Raw genomic sequence first — 16,783 nt, 5'->3', positions numbered from 1 at the left:
GTTCAGGCCCGCTGCCGTGCCGCCAGCGCCAGACCCGCCGCGATCTGGAGCACGGCATAGGCACGGCGGCGGCCGGGGCGACCGACGGACGGCCGGACCGTCCGTTCGGCCCCGCCGGCCCGTTCCTGCCACAACTCGACATGGCGTGCGGGCTGCAACAGGCCGAGCAGAACGTCACCGATCATGAAGGTGGCCGCCATTTCGGCGGCACGTTTGCGAAGAAGGATCATCCGGGCCCAACGCGCGGTTCCTGCATTCGTTCGACCGCCATTGAACGCCGCAGCACCCGCGCCATCGGATCGATCACGACATGCGCATCGCGCGCTACCGGTATCGAACTGGTGCCATCGATCATGGGCAAAGTCCGCACGACGCCGTCGATTTCGATCTCGATCGGCAGGGGAAAGGCACCGCCACCCGTCACCTTCCAGCGCAGCGTGAGGGTATCGGCGTCGCGCGTCTCGATCAGGTCGGGCAAAGCCGCCTGTCGCAGATAGACGTCGAAGAACCAGTCCAGATCGCGTCCGCTTTCCTGCTTCACGGCTTCGGTGAAGTCGCGGGTCGTGCCGAACCGCGGCCGGAAATTACCGGGACGCGGGTCGGGCCGGCCATAGACCAGCCGACGCGTCGCCGCGAGGAAGGCCCGGTCGCCGATCATGTGCCGCAGTGTGTGCAGCATCCACGCGCCCTTGAAATACACATCGGTGCCCGGACCGCCCGTTTCGACCGATGCCATCGCCTGCGACGTGCGCGACGTGCCGGACACCATCGGGACCTTTGCTGCGATGCGCACCCGCTGGCCAAGCAGCATCGATATGTAGCGCGCATCGCCTTCGCGCCATTTGGCATAGGCGGGTTGCATATATGCCGCGAACGCCTCGTGCAGCCAGAAGTCGTCCCAGTCGGCGGCGGTCAGCTGGTTACCGAACCATTCGTGGCTGAATTCATGCTGGAACAGCCAGTCGAACCCCTCCGGGGCGGCGCGGTAGTCGTTGCCATAGGCGTTGATCGTCTGGTGCTCCATGCCCAGATACGGTGTCTCGACCACGCCCACCTTCTGGTCGCCGAACGGATAGGGCCCGATCACCGATTCGAAGAAATCGAGCGTCGGCGCGAATTCGTCGAAAAGGCGTGCGGCCTGTCGTTCCTTGCCTTCGAGATGCCACAGCGACAGCGGGATCGTGTTGCCGTAGCGGCTGCGATAGCGGCCCGATATCTCGCGATACGGCCCGACGGATATCGCCAGCGTGTAGGGGTTCACCGGCCCCGATCGCCAGTGCCATGTCGAGCGTCCGTCCGGCAGCCGATCGATGCCGAGCAGCACGCCGTTGGTCGGCGCGGACAGGCCCGCAGGAACCGTCAGGTGCAGCGTGGCGCCCCCCGGCTCCCCCGCCGGAAAGTCGAGACAGGGCCACCACAGGTCGCATCCCGCCCCCTGCGCGGTCGATCCGAACCACGGCTTGCCGTTCGATTCGCTCCAGACGAAACCGTCGTCCCATGGCGCCCGCTTCGCAACCCGCGGCGGCCCGGCATAGGTGATCTGCACCGTAGCACGTGTTCCGGTGGCGAGCGCCCGGTCGATGACGATCCGGCCGTCATCCTGTCGCCACCTGGCGCGTGGCAACGCGGTGCCGTCGATCGATACCGCCGACACGCGAAGCACTCCGTCGAGATCGAGCAGGATGCGCGGTGCAGGTGCGCGTGCAGCGACCGTCAGGGTCGCGCGGGCCGATAGCATGCGACGCTTCGGCAGCGTCTCCACGGCCAGATCGACATGGACCAGCCGCAGCGCATCCCGTTCGGGTTCGATCGGGCCACCCGATCGCGCGGTGGCGGGCGGGACCGGCGGCGGCACCGGCTGGGCCGTCTGGGCAAGGAGCAGCGCCATCAGCAGCGTCATGATACCCCTCCGTTACAACGGAGATTGATGGCATCGCCGAAGCCACCATATAGTATCGTGGATCCGGCACCGTGGCCGGGTCGTGGAGTGTGCATGTCCGAAATCGATCCCGTTCCCGCTTTGTCATCGACGCTTCCGGTCCTGCCGTTGCGCGATATCGTCGTCTTCCCGCACATGATCGTGCCGTTGTTCGTCGGCCGCGACAAGTCGGTCGCGGCGTTGGAAGCGGCGATGGCGGGATCGAAGGAGATTTTCCTCGTCGCGCAGCTCGACCCCGGTGAGGACGATCCGCAGCGCGAAGACCTGTACGACGTCGGGGTTTCGGCCGAGGTGATGCAGATGCTCAAGCTGCCTGACGGCACGGTGCGCGTGCTGGTGTCGGGTAAGCAGCGGGGGACGCTGACCGCGTTGGAGACGGTCGACGATTATCTGGTCGCGACGGTCGACATGGCAGCGGACGGCGACACGACGCTGGAAGAAGCCGACGAAGGCATGGAAGAGCGGGTCGAGTCCGCTGCTGCGGATGCCAGTCCCGAGCTGAAGGCGCTGATGCGTTCGGTGGTCGACCAGTTCGAGAATTACGCCAAGCTCAACAAGAAGCTGCCGGCGGAGACGGCGGTGCAGCTGTCCGAGCTGGAAGACCCGTCGCGCCTTGCCGATGCGGTTGCGGGGAATATCTCGGTCAAGGTCGCCGACAAGCAGTCGCTGCTTGTCGAGAGCGATCCGCACAAGCGGCTGGAGATGGTGTTCGCCTTCATGGAGGGCGAGCTGGGCGTGTTGCAGGTCGAGAAGAAGATTCGCAGCCGCGTGAAGCGCCAGATGGAGAAGACCCAGCGCGAATATTATCTGAATGAACAGCTGAAGGCGATCCAGCGCGAGCTGGGCAACGAGGGCGAGGAAGGCGAGGGCGACGAGATCGCCGAGCTGACCCAGAAGATCGCGACGCTGAAACTATCGAAGGAAGCGCGGACCAAGGCGACATCGGAGCTGAAGAAGCTGAAGACGATGGCGCCGATGAGCGCCGAGGCGACCGTGGTGCGCAACTATCTCGACGTGCTGCTGGGGCTGCCTTGGGGCAAGAAGTCCAAGTTGAAGAAGGACATCGCCGTCGCGCAAGCCGTGCTGGACGAGGATCATTACGCGCTGGAGAAGGTCAAGGACCGGATTGTCGAGTATCTGGCGGTACAGGCGCGGACCAACAAGCTGAAAGGCCCGATCCTGTGCCTCGTCGGCCCGCCCGGCGTCGGCAAGACGTCGTTGGGCAAGAGTATCGCCAAGGCGACGGGACGCGAGTTCATCCGCCAGTCGCTGGGCGGCGTGCGCGACGAGGCCGAGATTCGCGGCCACCGCCGGACCTATATCGGGTCGTTGCCGGGCAAGATCGTCACCAACCTGAAGAAGGCGGGCGCGGCCAACCCGCTGTTTTTGCTCGACGAGATCGACAAGCTTGGTCAGGATTTCCGCGGCGATCCGGCATCGGCGCTGTTGGAAGTGCTCGATCCCGAACAGAATGCGAAGTTCAACGACCATTATCTCGAAATTGATATCGACCTGTCGGACGTGATGTTCGTGTGCACCGCGAACACGCTCAATCTGCCGCAGCCATTGCTCGACCGGATGGAGATCATCCGGCTTGAGGGTTATACCGAGGACGAGAAGGTCGAGATCGCGCAACGGCACCTGATCGCCAAGCAGATCGAGGCGCATGGCCTGAAACCGGGCGAGTTCGAGCTGACCGAAGGCGCGCTGCGCGACATGCTGCGCTATTATACGCGGGAAGCCGGCGTGCGTACGTTGGAGCGGGAAATCGCAAAGCTGGCGCGTAAGGCATTGCGTCGAATACTCGAAGGCAAGGTGGCGTCGGTCGTCGTGACACCGGAAAACCTCGCCGAGTTCGCGGGCGTCCGCAAATACCGGTTCGGCGTGGGTGAGGAAGAGCATCAGATCGGCGGTGTCACGGGGCTGGCTTGGACGGAGGTCGGCGGCGAATTGCTGACGATCGAAAGCGTGACGGTGCCGGGCAAGGGCATGGTCAAGACGACCGGCAAGCTGGGCGACGTGATGAAGGAATCGGTCGAGGCGGCGTGGAGCTACGTCAAGGCCCGCTCGCCGGGCTATGGCATCAAGCCCAGCCTGTTCCATCGCAAGGACGTTCACGTCCACCTGCCCGAAGGCGCGGTACCCAAGGACGGACCGTCGGCGGGTATCGGTCTTGTCACGTCGATCGTATCCACGCTGACTGGGGTGCCGGTGCGGCGTGAGGTGGCGATGACCGGTGAGGTCACGTTGCGCGGCCGCGTGCTGCCGATCGGCGGATTGAAGGAGAAACTGCTGGCGGCGCTGCGCGGCGGGATCACGACCGTGCTGATCCCCGCCGACAACGAAAAGGATCTGGCCGAAATTCCGGCTAATGTCCGCGGCGGGCTGGAGATCATTCCGGTAAGCCATGTCGACGAGGTGCTGCGACTGGCGCTGACCGAACCGCTGGTCGCGATCGACTGGACCGATGCCGATGATCTGGCGGCGCAACCGCCGGTTCCGGTCCCCGGCATCGGCGAATCGCGCCCGCACTGACGCGCACGTCCGGGTCGTCGTTTGTCGGCGGCCCGGACAGGGCCACCTATCCGCGTCGTCCGGCGCGGTAATGCGACGCGGCGGATTGCGCCGCCGCCGGCAATTTGCTTTGACACGCTGGAACGAAGCGGCCTTACTGCCGCCTTCAAGTTTCACGTATTTTTACCGAGACAGGGGATTCGACGGGATGAACAAGCAGGAGCTGATCGGGCAGGTCGCCGACCATTCGGGGCTTACCCGCGGCGATGCGGTCAAGGCGGTCGAGGCAGTGTTCGATTCGATTTCCGCCGCGCTTAAGAAGGGCGATGAAGTGCGACTGGTCGGGTTCGGCACCTTTTCCGTTTCGAAGCGCAAGGCATCGACCGGCCGCAACCCACGCACCGGCGAACCGATGACGATCAAGGCATCGTCGCAGCCCAAGTTCAAGGCGGGCAAAGGCCTTAAGGATTCGGTGAATTAACTTCTAGACAGTCCGGCCGGTGCCCTTTAGGGAGCCGGCCTCCGGGTTTCCGGGCGCGTAGCTCAGCGGTAGAGCACACCCTTCACACGGGTGGGGTCACAGGTTCAATCCCTGTCGCGCCCACCAGATCAACGGCCGTCCGGCCCGTATCGTCGCCACCGCGACGGCGGGCAGGGCGGCCGTTTTTGGTTGTTCGCTTCGTCGGGCGTCGGGGAGGAGCCATGCCGCACACGTTGCGCATCGCCTGACTGCACCGTCGGTGTCGTCCGTTGGTTCGAGGCGGATTTGCCTTTAGACTGCGACCTTGCGGCGAACCGCTTTCCCAGGTCATGCCGCAAGTAGAATTCTTCGAGCATCACCATCCTTTTGCTGCCGGAAACGGTGCACCTACGCACCGCCCCCAAAGCCCCCCGCCACAGACGTATCGTGACGAAGCGCCGCGCAGTGTCACCAACGTTGTCATATTCCCGCAATATCAACGTCGTCGTTCTGTCACCGAAACGGCACGGAGCCGTCATGCAGCGTCTCTAACGGCCACCATGTCGGTCGGACGGGAGGGAACCCGGACGGCTGCCGGGCAGGCGCCCGGAATAAAGCAACTCAGGTTTTCGGGAGTCCTTCGGTGATGGCCAGCAACAAGCGCTTCGGCTTCGTTCTCATGACGACGGTGGCGATCGCCGCACTCAGCGGCTGTAGCGGTGCCGACGGCGTTGCCTCGCCGGGTGCTGGCAGCATTGACGTGAACCAGCCGGCACCGGCCCCCACGCCGACCGCCGCGCCCACCGCCGGTCCGATCACCGCGGCGCAGTTCGCGACGACTTCGGGTCAGCCGGCCAGCACCAGCGCCAACCCGATCGCGATCACCGCCGATGAACAGCTGGCGATCGTAAACGCCGGCGCCAATAACAACGTCAACGGCACTAACGTGCTGACCGGCCTGTATCCGACCACCGCGACGTCGGCGACGACCGCGACCGATCCGTCGACGATCAATCCGTTCTTCGCCAGCACCAACTACGTCGGCGCGCTCAACGGCCCGACCGATACCGCGTTCCAGGATTGGACCTGCAATTCGACCAGCGGCGAGTTCGGCGGTTCGGGTGCGCGCTGCACGGCGGTTCCCGCTGTCGGCACGGGGGGGGCGTCCGCCGCATGCCCGGCCGACACGATCAATGACGGGCTCGTCGCCACGTTCCGCGCCTGCCGCATTCCCGCCAACGTGACGACTGACCTGACGCTGCCGAAGATCGCAGGCGTGTTCTATCGCCTGCGTGGCCAGACCGAAATCGGTGGCGATCTTGGCACCAGTGGTGCTGCGGGCGTGACGCTGACGATCGAGCCGGGCGTCGTCGTCGCCGCCGACTCGAGCGAGATCACGAACGATCTGCTGCTGGTCAACCGTGGGTCGAAGATCCAGGCGGCGGGCACCCGCGCCCAGCCGATCATCTTCACGTCGCAGCAGAATCTGGCGAACAACGGCGTGTCCGACGCTTCGCAGGGCCAGTGGGGCGGCATCATCCTCCTCGGCCGTGCGCCGACTGCGATCTGCGCCACCGGCACCGGGCCGAACAACGCAGCCGGTTCGTCGGCGACCTGTCAGCAGGCGATCGAAGGCGTGACTGGTCGCTTCTATGGCGGGCCGAACGCCGCCGACAGCAGCGGACAGATGTCGTACGTCCAGATCCGCTATTCGGGCATCGCGATCAGCGACGGCAACGAGCTTCAGGGCTTGACGCTGGGCGGCACCGGATCGGGCACCGTGCTCGACCACATCCAGAGCCACAATTCGGCGGATGACGGCATCGAGATCTTCGGCGGCACGTCGAACCTGAAGTACATCGCCATCACCGGCGCGGACGATGACGGCTTCGACATCGACAATGGCTATCGTGGTTTCATGCAGTTCATCATCGCGTCGCAGCGTCTGCTGGGTGCGACGGCGGACTCGTTCTCAACCGAGATCGACTCGAACGGCGGCGAAGATCTGCTGCCGCGGACCTTCTCGACCTATGCGAACTTTACCTTCGTCCAGACCGCGCTCGCGCCGGCGGCGATCCGTCTGCGCGGCGGTGCCGACATGCGCTTCGTCAACGGCATCGTAAAGACCGCGACCAACGTTGCGTGCATCAACTTGATCGCGCAGGAAGCCAATCAGGCCGATCGTTCGACCATTCGCGGTCGTGACGATGCGAAGCAGGATGCCGGTCCGCCGTCGTTCAACTCGGTCTATTTCAGCTGCAACGGCCGCTGATCGCGTCACCGCGTTCCGCGCGATGACACGCCGATGCCGGGGCGGGCCGAACGCCCGCCCCGGCATTCGTTCATATATTTACGAAGGTGGACCCACGGCCATGCAGCCTCGCCGCGCCTATGCAACGCTTCTTCTCCTGACCTCGCAGCTTGTGGCACCGGCGGTGCTGGCGCAGACGACGGGCGGCGGTACGCCGGCTCCCGCGGCGGCGACGCCCCCGGCTGCCCAGACCGCAACGCCCGGTCCCGATCCTGTCGCGCAAGACACGGCGACCCCGGCTGACGGTCAACCGGCGGACGGACAGGCTCCGGTCGAGGTTTCCTCACCGGGTTTCGATCAGGAGAATGTCGAGGAAATCGTCGTCGTCGGTCGCAACATTCCGAACGTCGTACGCGCCACGCCGCAGATCGTGTCCGTCCTGTCCGAAGCCGATATCGCGCGGACCGGCGACGGTGACATCGCCGGTGCACTGACCCGCGTGACCGGTCTGTCGGTTGTCGGCGGCGGCTTCGTGTATGTGCGCGGTCTTGGTGATCGCTATTCGTCGTCGCTGCTCAACGGATCGCCGCTGCCCAGCCCCGAACCGCTGCGGCGTTCGGTCCCGCTGGACATTTTTCCGACATCGATCGTCGGTTCGGCGCTGGTGCAGAAGACCTATTCGGTCAACTTCCCCGCAGAGTTCGGCGGCGGCGTCATCAACCTGACGTCGAAGGCGATTCCGACCAAGAACTTCGTGTCGATCGGCGGGTCGATCAGTGCCGACACCGTCACGACCAGTGAACTGGGCTACACCTATGCCGGGGGCAAGGCCGACTGGCTGGGCTTCGACGACGGGACGCGCGGCGTTCCGGCGTTCATCCGCAACGCGGCGGAAGGCACAGGTATCATCCCGGTGGATCAGGTCGCGCAACTGAGCAATGCGCGCACCACCCTGCTGCAACAGAACAACCAGCTTCCAGCTAATTTCTCGGGCGAAATCGCGGGCGGATCGGTCTACGATATCGGCAGCGATCGGCTGGGTGTTATCGCCTCGCTCGGTCTGTCCAACACTTTCCGTACGCGCGACGCGATCCAGCAGGATACGGTCAGCGAAACCGGTGCATTGCGGAACGACTACCGCACCGTCCTGACCGACAATCGCGTCGTGGCCAACGCGCTGGTCGGGTTGGGCTATCAGTTCGACGACAGCACGATCCGCTGGACCAACGTCTATATCCACGACACGCTGAAGCAGGGGCGGCTGTCGGCGGCGGAGCTGTACAATAATCCCAGCGGTCTGCGCGTGCAGCAGAACACGAACTGGTTCGAACGTCAGTTGATCGAAACCCAGCTGGTCGGTGAGTTCAAGCTCAGCGATGCGTTCAAGTTCGACGCGCGCGGTGCCTTCGCCAATTCGAAGCGCAACGCGCCGTACGAGCGCCAGTTCGATTATCTCTGTTCGGCGACGACGACCAACGGCCTGCCGATCACGACCGAAGGTGCGCCGGTATCGCCGGGGTTCAACTGCAACGGGGCGTATCAGGTCACGCAGCGTTTCTCGCCCTTCGCCAGCGTCGTGTTCAGCGACCTGAACGAAGACCTGTTCACCGGTCAGGCGGACCTGTCGTACAAGCTGCCGACCGATCGGTCGATGACGCTGTCGACGGGCTATTTCTATTCGGACACCGATCGCTCGTCGCGCCGGTTGCAGTTCAACTATCAGACCAGCAACGGTGCCGGGACCGCGCCGGGGTTCCCGAACAACCTGTTGCGGCCCGATTTCCTGCTGGGACCGGACTCGCTCTATAACGGCAATTGTCCGTTGCAGGGCGCGACCCCGTGCACGATCGAGTTGCAGTTCAACACGCAGAACGGCGCATACGCCTATGATGCGTCGCTGGCGATCCATGGTGCCTATGTTCAGGGCGAGGCGGAAGTCGCCGACGGTCTGCGGGCCGTGGCGGGCGTCCGGTACGAAACCGCGAAGGAAGAAGTGACGCCGATCGGCAACCCGACGATCGCGCTCGACAATGCCTATTGGCTGCCCGCCGGTACGCTGACGTGGAATTTCCGGTCGAACATGCAGTTGCGTATGAGCGGTGCCAAGACGATCTCGCGTCCCCAGTTCCGCGAACTCGCACCGCAGCAGTTCCGTGATCCCGACTCGGATCGCCTGTTCTTCGGCAACCCCAATCTGCGCGACTCCGAGCTCTGGAATCTGGAGGGCCGCTACGAATGGTTCTTCGGCCGGGATCAGCGCATGACGGCGGCTGGCTTCTACAAGCGGATCGAACGGCCGATCGAACAGGCCGGATTCTATCCCAGCCCGGATGCGACGTTGCAGACCGGCTTTACCTATCTGCCGTCGGCGATCCTGTACGGTGCCGAGGTCGAGGCCCAGAAATATATTCCGCTTAGCGGCCTCGGCAACTTCTTTGCCACCCGCCGACTGCTGCTGCTGGCGAACTACACCTACACCCAGTCGCAGATCAACGCGTCGTCCGCATGCGTTCCCAATCCTGCGGCGGCGCTCGGCTCACAGGGGATCGCGGGTTGTCCGAACGGCTTCGGCCCGGCCAATCTGCTGTTCCGGGATGGTGCGCCGCTGACCGGCCAGTCGGATCATCTGGTCAACGTCCAGGTCGGGATCGAGGACAGCGCCAACCTTTCGCAGCTTACGCTGCTGTTCAACTATGCCAGCGACCGCGTAACCAATCGCGGTCCGTCGAACCTGTCGGGTGTCGGGTTCCAGCCCGATATCATAGAGCAGCCGGGCATTCGTCTGGACGTGGTCGGACGGCAGGGCTTCGAACTGGCTGGTGCCAATCTGGAACTGAAGCTCGAGGCGCGTAACCTGACGGGTACGCGGTTCACCGAAGGCCAGACGTTTGAGAATGGAAACACGGTCTACATCAACCGGTACAATCTGGGCCGCGTCTTCTCGTTGGGCATCACGGCGACGTTCTGACGAAAACCGGGCCGTCGGCGGTAGCGTCGGCGGTCCGTATCGGCCTAATATAGCCGTCGTGTGCGTCCGACGCTTCGTCCGATCGGTATCGACGCGAACCGTCGCCGTCGTTTGGTTGCCGTGGACCTGTTTCGGGTTGCGCGGTACGCGAGCAACGCCGTGACAGGCCCAGCCGTTAGGAATGGCCGCCATGGACCCCGGAACAGGCCTGGGGTGGCCGACGTGAAGGTATGGAGACACACGTTTCTGGACGTCAATTCGCCTCTGGACGTCAATTCGCCTCTGGACGTCAATTCGCCCTTCTGCCGCTTGGCATAGCTCGGCGCATTTGCCGCGCACCGGCGCGAGGCCAGCAACAGTGGCGTGCATAACACCGTTGTCCGGCAGCCCTTTGACGTTCGGACGATTGCGTAAGTCGCACGTCGTCTCGCTGCTCCGCTCCAGTAGTGGGGCCTGCGCTGCGGCAAATCGACTGCGATGCGGCAAATCGACTGCGATGCCGGACCGCTCGTGAACCACTTCCTGGCGGCAATCGACTGCCTTGCGGCCCCCCGAACCGCAGAGCATCTTCGGCACGTGCGCTACGGTTCGATCGCCACCCGCACATCGCAATTTCCGGCCGATACAATTACCGCCGCGCCGTGCTTGACCGTGCCGTTTCGCACGGCTAAACGCGCCCCTCCACGGCGACCGTAGTTCAATTGGTTAGAGCGTCGGCTTGTGATGCCGGAAGTTGCGGGTTCAAGTCCCGTCGGTCGCCCCATCTTCTTCTAGATATGGAAACCGCCACCGTGCAGACCGATTGGGGCTATCCCGACTTCGACGAGCACGAAGGCGTGCATCTGTTCTCCGATCACCGCACGGGGTTGCGCTGCGTCATCGCGGTGCATTCGACCACGCTGGGGCCGGCAGCGGGCGGCGTCCGCTTCTGGCGCTATGCCGACAGTGCGGCGGCGATCACCGATGCCCTGCGCCTGTCGCGTGGCATGAGCTTCAAGAACGCGATGGCCGGACTGCCGATGGGCGGCGGCAAGGGCGTGGTGCTGGCACCCGAAGGTGGCGCGAAGACGCCCGAACTGCTCGAAGCGTTCGGCCGTGCCGTCGAATCGCTTGGCGGTCGATATGTCACCGCAGAGGACGTTGGAATGTCCGAAGCGGACATGATGACCATTTCCGGGACGACCCGGTACGTGTCGGGCCTGCCCGTGGCGGCCGGAAGTGCCGGCGGCGATCCGGGTCCGTTCACCGCCATGGGTGTGTATCTCGGCGTCCGTGCTGCCGCGAAGCGCGCACTGGACAGCGAGGATATGCGCGGCGTTCGGGTCGCGATTCAAGGCGTCGGCTCGGTCGGCGGCGGGCTGGCACGGCTTCTGGCGAAGGACGGCGCGGTTCTGACGCTGGCCGACGTGAACGAGGCGAAGGCCGAAGCGCTGGCGAGTGAGCTGGGCGCGGCGACTGCCGATCCGGCGAGCGTGCTGACGCTGGACGCCGATATCGTCAGCCCTAACGCGCTGGGTGCCGTCCTGGACGCCACAACGATCGCGGCACTGAAGTGCAAGGCGGTAGCGGGCGGCGCGAACAACCAGTTGGCGACCGCTGCCGACGGTGCGCGGCTACATGATCGTGGCATCCTGTATGCGCCCGATTACGTCATCAACGCCGGCGGCATCATCAACGTCGCGCTAGAGTATCTGGGGCAGGGCGACCGGGCGGACGTCGAGGCGAGAATTGCCCGCATCCCCGAACGGCTGATCGAGGTTTGGGACGAAAGCGCCGCCAGCGGACGCCCGCAGGCGGAAGTCGCCGACGCCATTGCCCGGCGGTTGATCGGGCGCGGCTGACCGACCGCGTATCGTCATTGCCGTTTGCCCGGCTGCGCCGTAGAGCATGGCGACCGTGCCGAACCTGTCCGCCTCCCGTCTGCATGCCCTTGCCAACCCAAGGCGATTTCTGGCGATCGCGCGCCCGCTGACGCCGGCGCTGCTGGCGTTGGGAGCCGCGTTGCTGGCGTTCGGCTGCTGGGCCGGACTGACGCAGACACCGCCCGATTATCTTCAGGGCGAGACGGTGCGCATCCTTTACATTCATGTCCCCGCCGCATGGCTGGGCATGGGAGGATGGTCGGGCCTCGCACTGTCGAGCATCGTCTTCCTCGTATGGCGCCATCCGCTAGCGGCGGTTGCGGCGCGGGCGATCGCGCTGCCCGGCGCGGCGTTCGCCGCTATCTGTCTGGCGACTGGATCGATCTGGGGGCGTCCGACATGGGGCACGTGGTGGCAGTGGGACGGGCGGCTGACGTCGATGTTGCTGCTGTTCTTCGTTTATGTCGCCTACCTAGCGCTTGCCCGCGCCGACCGCGAACGCGATGGCGACGGGCGAATTCCCGCGCTGTTCGGGATTGCCGGGACGGCATTGCTGCCGATCATCCGGTATTCGGTGCTGTGGTGGCGCACCCTACATCAAGGACCGAGCATCACGCTGACGCGATCGACGATCGATAGCGCGATACTTTGGCCGTTGGGGTTCACCGCTGCAGGGTTCACGCTGCTCTTCACGGCGGTGGTGCTGATGCGGATGCGCACCGATCTGGCGCGGATTAAGGCAGAGGCGCGGTTGCGGCGGCGGGCGGCGGCATGAACCACTGGTTCTTCATTACCGCCGCTTACGGCGTGGCGCTGGGCGGCACGACGGTGCTAACGCTGTCCGCGTGGATCGCTATGCGTCGGGCGGAACGCAAGTGACCGCCAAGGGGCAGCGGCTGACGCTGGCGACGCTTGCGGTGGTGGCGGTGGTCGGCGCGGTGTTGCTGGCGATGTCGGCGCTCGCCGACGAAGCGGCGTTCTTCTACGCTCCGGGCGATGCGGCGGCTGCACCGGTCGACAAGGCGGTGCGGCTGGGCGGGATGGTGGCCGCCGGGTCGGTACGCCGCGCCGCCGATGGCGTGACGATCGCGTTCGACGTGACCGACGGAAAGGCCCGTGTGCCCGTACGATTCGCCGGGATCGTCCCCGACCTGTTCCGAGAGGGATCGGGGGTGGTTGCAGAGGGCAGGTTCGTCCAAGGCGGAAGCTTCGTTGCCGACAATCTGCTCGCCAAACACGACGAACGCTACATGCCGCCACAGATCGCGGGCCAAATGCACAAGAGCGAGAGCCTGACGCGATGATCGCAGAAGCGGGGTTGGCCGCGCTGTGGCTGGCGGCGGCGATGGCGTTGCTGCAACTGACGATGGCGACGATCGGGTTGCGGGCGAACCGCCCCGACGCGCCGCCGGTCGTCGCGCAGTTGCTGGCGGCGGTGCGACCGGTCGCGGTGGCGCAGGCGGCATTGGCAGGGCTGTCATTCGCGGCGCTGGTCGCCGTGTTCGCCCGCACCGATCTGTCGGTGTTGCTGGTCGCCGAAAACAGCCATTCGGCCAAGCCGATGCTGTACAAGGTCGCGGCAGCGTGGGGCAATCACGAAGGGTCGATGCTGTTATGGGTCGCGGTGCTGGCATTGGCCGGCGGCGGCATCGCTTCGTTCGAACGTACGCTGGCCGGACCGACGAAGGTCGCGACGCTGGCGGCACAAGCCGCGATCGCGCTGGGATTCTACGCGTTCCTGCTGGTCGCCTCCAATCCGTTCGCGCGGCTCGCGCCGGCACCTGCCGACGGGTTGGGGCTGAACCCGTTGTTGCAGGACCCCGGTCTCGCCTTCCATCCGCCGACGCTGTACCTCGGCTATGTCGGACTGTCGGTGGCCTTCTCGTTCGCGGTCGGTGCGCTCGTGACGCGCGATGTCGGGCGCGATTTCGCGCGGGCGATGCGGCCTTGGGTGCTGGGCGCGTGGGTGTTTCTGACGCTGGGTATCACCGCCGGAAGCTATTGGGCCTATTATGAGCTTGGCTGGGGCGGCTGGTGGTTCTGGGACCCGGTCGAGAACGCATCGCTGATGCCATGGCTGGCCGCGACGGCGCTGCTGCATTCGGTGACGGTGCTGGCGACGCGCGACGGATTGCGCGCGTGGACCATGATGCTGGCGGTGGTCGCCTTTTCCATGTCGATGGTCGGCACGTTCCTCGTGCGGTCGGGCATCCTGACCAGCGTTCATGCCTTTGCTGTCGACCCCACGCGCGGATCGTTCATCCTCGCGCTGCTGGTGCTGTACATTGGTGGCGCGCTGGCGTTGTTCGCGCTGCGGGTGAATACGGTGCGGACCGGTACGCTGTTCGATCCGGTCAGCCGCGAAGGCGGGCTGGTGCTCAACAATCTGTTGTTGTCCGTGATCCTCGGCATCGTGCTGATCGGGACGCTGTACCCGCTGGTGGCGCAGGCGTTGGGGGTCCAGCTTTCGGTCGGGCCGCCGTTCTTCAACAAGGCCGCCGGGCCGGTCGCGCTGGTGCTGGTCGCGGCGATGGCGGTCGGGCCGATGCTGCGCTGGCGGCGCGATCGGGGCGGGGCGGTGGCGCGACGGATGATTGCGCCCGGTGTCGCGACGATCACGGCGTTCGTTGGACTGCTAGCGTTCACGCAGGCCGGCTGGTTGCCGCTCGCGGGCCTGTCGCTGGCGGCGGGGCTGGCAGTGGCCAGTGTGCTGCCGATCGTCGGCCGAGCGCCGTGGCGAACGCCGCTGTTCACGTGGGGCATGGTCGTCGCGCATCTGGGCATCGCCGTCAGCTTGGCGGGCATGGCGTCGGAAAGCGCGTTCACCGTCGAGCGACTGGTCGCGGCAGCCCCCGGCGAGACACATCGCGTCGGGCCGTTCGCGATCCGCTTCGTCGGGATCAAGCCGGTGGTGGGTACGAACTGGTCGGCGGTACAGGGTCGGCTGGTCGTGACGCGCGGCGACGACATGCCGTTCGTGCTGCGTCCCGAGCAGCGCTTCTTCGCCAACCCGCCGACCGAGACGAGCGAGGCGGCGATCACCACCTTCATCGATGGGCAATTGTACGTCGTGCTGGGGCGTGACGATGCAGCAGGGCGACGGCAGTTACGACTGTGGTGGAAGCCGCTCGTCACGTTGATCTGGGCGGGCGGGGCGCTGGTGGCGTTCGGCGGATTACTGTCGCTGATCGGACGGGTACGGCGCGAGCGGCGGAGCTGGCGGGCGTGACGCGGCGGTTACTGTGGGTGCCGTTGCTGGCGTTCGTCGCGGTCGTCGCGCTGTTCGCATGGGCGTTGCCGCGTGAGACCGACACCCATGTCCGGTCGCGACTGGTCGGCAAGCCGCTGCCCGACTTCACGCTGACGGCAGCGGTTCCAGGCAAGCCCGGCCTTTCCACGTCCACGTTCCGGCAAGGTCAACCGCGCCTGCTCAACGTGTTCGGCAGCTGGTGCGTGCCCTGCGCGGCGGAAGCACCGCAACTCGCCCGGCTGAAGGCGCAGGGTGCGACGATCGACGCGATTGCCATTCGCGACACGCCCGACGATATCGCACGGTTCCTGAAGGACTATGGCGATCCCTATGCCTCGGTCGGTGACGACCGGGCGAGCGGCGTACAACTTGCGCTCGGGTCGTCGGGCGTGCCGGAGACGTTCGTGATCGACGGTCGCGGCCGTGTCGCCTATCAGCATATCGGTGCGATCCGGGACACCGACGTCGCGCTGCTGTTGAACGAACTGGCGCAGGCGCGATGAGGCAGGCGTTGTTCGCACTGACGATGCTGGCCGGTCCTGCGCTGGCGCAATCCGCGATGCCGCCGCCGGTACTAGCCGACACCCAGTTGACCGATCCGGCGCGGGAGCGCGAGGCGAAGGCGTTGATGGAAACGCTGCGGTGTCTGGTCTGTCAGGGGCAGTCGATCGCCGACAGCGATGCCGATATGGCGGCCGACATGCGCGCACTGGTGCGGCAACGGATCGCGGCGGGAGACCGACCGATCGCCGTGCGCGACTGGCTGATCGACCGCTATGGCGATTATGTCAGCTATGATCCGCCGATGTCGGCGGCGACGTGGCCGTTGTGGCTGGCGCCGATCGCATTGCTGCTGACCGGTGGATGGCTGGCGTCGCGCAGCTTGCGGAGGCGGCGATGAACGGGTGGTTGATACTGGCGCTGATCGGGGCCGCGACGTTCGGCTTCCTTGCCCTGATGCGGGTGGCGCGACCTTTATGGACCTTCGTCGGTGCGGCGCTGATGCTGGCGGGTGCTGGCTATGCATGGCAGGGGCGGCCGGGTCTTTCGGGCGTTTCCCGCGAGCCGGTGCGGCTGCGCCAGCCAGACGATATCGCGGCCGACGACCTGCGCGATGCGATCTGGGGCCGCTTCACCTACGACTATGCCTATGCCGTCGCAGCGGACGGACTGGCGCGGGCAGGGGCGACCGGTTCGGCGGCGAACGCGGTAATGGGTGGGTTGCAGGGTGCGCCTAACAGCGCACGGCTGTGGACGCGGATGGGATCGGCGATCCTTGCGCACGACGGCGGACAGGTACTGTCGCCCGCCGCACGACTGGCGTTCGGACGGGGGGCGCAACTGGCGCCCGATCATCCGGGGCCGTATTTCTATTACGGCATGGCGCTCGTGCAGACCGGCGACCTGCCCGGCGCACGCCGCGCGTGGCTGGCGGCATTGAAGCGAACCCGGCGCGATGCGTCGTACCGTGAAGACCTCGCCATCCGGCTGGTGTTGCTGGACCGCCTGCTGGCGATGCAGGGTCGTCCGCGTTAGGCG

General features: G+C 65.6%; 13 protein-coding genes and 2 tRNA genes. 13 read left to right on the top strand and 2 right to left on the bottom strand.

Translation table 11 applies throughout. The features are described from left to right. Nucleotides 1-2: 2 nt before the first annotated feature. Both IFT55_RS00665 and IFT55_RS00660 read right to left on the bottom strand, forming a co-directional pair. Entirely contained in the window at nucleotides 3-230 is a 228-nt protein-coding gene (locus IFT55_RS00665; RefSeq protein ID WP_192088485.1) for a hypothetical protein, read from the bottom strand. Further along, a complete protein-coding gene (locus tag IFT55_RS00660) occupies nucleotides 227-1,900 on the bottom strand; it encodes a M1 family metallopeptidase (protein WP_192088484.1) in 1,674 nt (557 codons plus the stop codon). The genes IFT55_RS00665 and IFT55_RS00660 overlap by 4 nt, the downstream gene beginning before the upstream one ends. A 93-nt stretch (nucleotides 1,901-1,993) precedes the next feature. On the opposite strand from IFT55_RS00660, the gene lon reads away from it, so the two are divergent. The 13 genes from lon (at nucleotide 1,994) to IFT55_RS00595 (ending at nucleotide 16,780) form a co-directional block, all read left to right on the top strand. After that, the gene (gene lon / locus IFT55_RS00655) at nucleotides 1,994-4,474 is read left to right on the top strand and encodes an endopeptidase La (RefSeq protein WP_249403503.1); all 2,481 of its coding nucleotides are present in this window, start codon (nucleotides 1,994-1,996) and stop codon (nucleotides 4,472-4,474) included. A 187-nt stretch (nucleotides 4,475-4,661) separates the two neighbouring features. Continuing rightward, entirely contained in the window at nucleotides 4,662-4,934 is a 273-nt protein-coding gene (locus IFT55_RS00650) for an HU family DNA-binding protein (RefSeq protein ID WP_192088483.1), read from the top strand. Nucleotides 4,935-4,985: 51 nt separating this feature from the next. Next, nucleotides 4,986-5,060: transfer RNA gene (locus IFT55_RS00645), tRNA-Val, on the top strand. A 499-nt stretch (nucleotides 5,061-5,559) separates the two neighbouring features. Further along, nucleotides 5,560-7,185: a hypothetical protein gene (locus tag IFT55_RS00640; RefSeq protein WP_192089579.1), complete on the top strand. Its 1,626-nt coding sequence runs from the start codon at nucleotides 5,560-5,562 to the stop codon at nucleotides 7,183-7,185. Between the two features lie 100 nt (nucleotides 7,186-7,285). Beyond that, complete coding sequence (locus IFT55_RS00635; RefSeq protein WP_192088482.1) at nucleotides 7,286-10,132, top strand: TonB-dependent receptor domain-containing protein; 2,847 nt, start codon at nucleotides 7,286-7,288, stop codon at nucleotides 10,130-10,132. Nucleotides 10,133-10,818: 686 nt separating this feature from the next. Then, a tRNA-His gene (locus IFT55_RS00630) sits at nucleotides 10,819-10,895 on the top strand. Nucleotides 10,896-10,923: 28 nt separating this feature from the next. Continuing rightward, nucleotides 10,924-11,973 carry a Glu/Leu/Phe/Val dehydrogenase gene (locus tag IFT55_RS00625; RefSeq protein ID WP_192088481.1) on the top strand — a complete coding sequence of 350 codons (1,050 nt, stop codon included), beginning with the start codon at nucleotides 10,924-10,926 and terminating at the stop codon, nucleotides 11,971-11,973. 46 nt (nucleotides 11,974-12,019) lie between these two features. Continuing rightward, complete coding sequence (ccmC, locus tag IFT55_RS00620) at nucleotides 12,020-12,769, top strand: heme ABC transporter permease CcmC (protein ID WP_192088480.1); 750 nt, start codon at nucleotides 12,020-12,022, stop codon at nucleotides 12,767-12,769. A gap of 100 nt (nucleotides 12,770-12,869) precedes the next feature. Further along, the gene (gene ccmE, locus IFT55_RS00615; protein ID WP_192088479.1) at nucleotides 12,870-13,298 is read left to right on the top strand and encodes a cytochrome c maturation protein CcmE; all 429 of its coding nucleotides are present in this window, start codon (nucleotides 12,870-12,872) and stop codon (nucleotides 13,296-13,298) included. After that, complete coding sequence (locus IFT55_RS00610) at nucleotides 13,295-15,223, top strand: heme lyase CcmF/NrfE family subunit (protein ID WP_192088478.1); 1,929 nt, start codon at nucleotides 13,295-13,297, stop codon at nucleotides 15,221-15,223. The genes ccmE and IFT55_RS00610 overlap by 4 nt, the downstream gene beginning before the upstream one ends. Then, the gene (locus tag IFT55_RS00605) at nucleotides 15,220-15,747 is read left to right on the top strand and encodes a redoxin family protein (RefSeq protein WP_192088477.1); all 528 of its coding nucleotides are present in this window, start codon (nucleotides 15,220-15,222) and stop codon (nucleotides 15,745-15,747) included. The genes IFT55_RS00610 and IFT55_RS00605 overlap by 4 nt, the downstream gene beginning before the upstream one ends. Next, complete coding sequence (locus tag IFT55_RS00600; protein WP_192088476.1) at nucleotides 15,744-16,145, top strand: cytochrome c-type biogenesis protein; 402 nt, start codon at nucleotides 15,744-15,746, stop codon at nucleotides 16,143-16,145. The genes IFT55_RS00605 and IFT55_RS00600 overlap by 4 nt, the downstream gene beginning before the upstream one ends. Next, a complete protein-coding gene (locus IFT55_RS00595; protein WP_192088475.1) occupies nucleotides 16,142-16,780 on the top strand; it encodes a tetratricopeptide repeat protein in 639 nt (212 codons plus the stop codon). Before IFT55_RS00600 ends, IFT55_RS00595 begins: the two co-directional genes overlap by 4 nt. The last annotated feature ends 3 nt before the right edge of the window (nucleotides 16,781-16,783 follow it).

Source organism: Sphingomonas sp. CFBP 13720 (assembly GCF_014842075.1).
GTDB lineage: Bacteria > Pseudomonadota > Alphaproteobacteria > Sphingomonadales > Sphingomonadaceae > Sphingomonas.
Note: the sequence above shows the minus strand (reverse complement) of the source record. Positions and strands in the feature narration are given on the sequence as shown.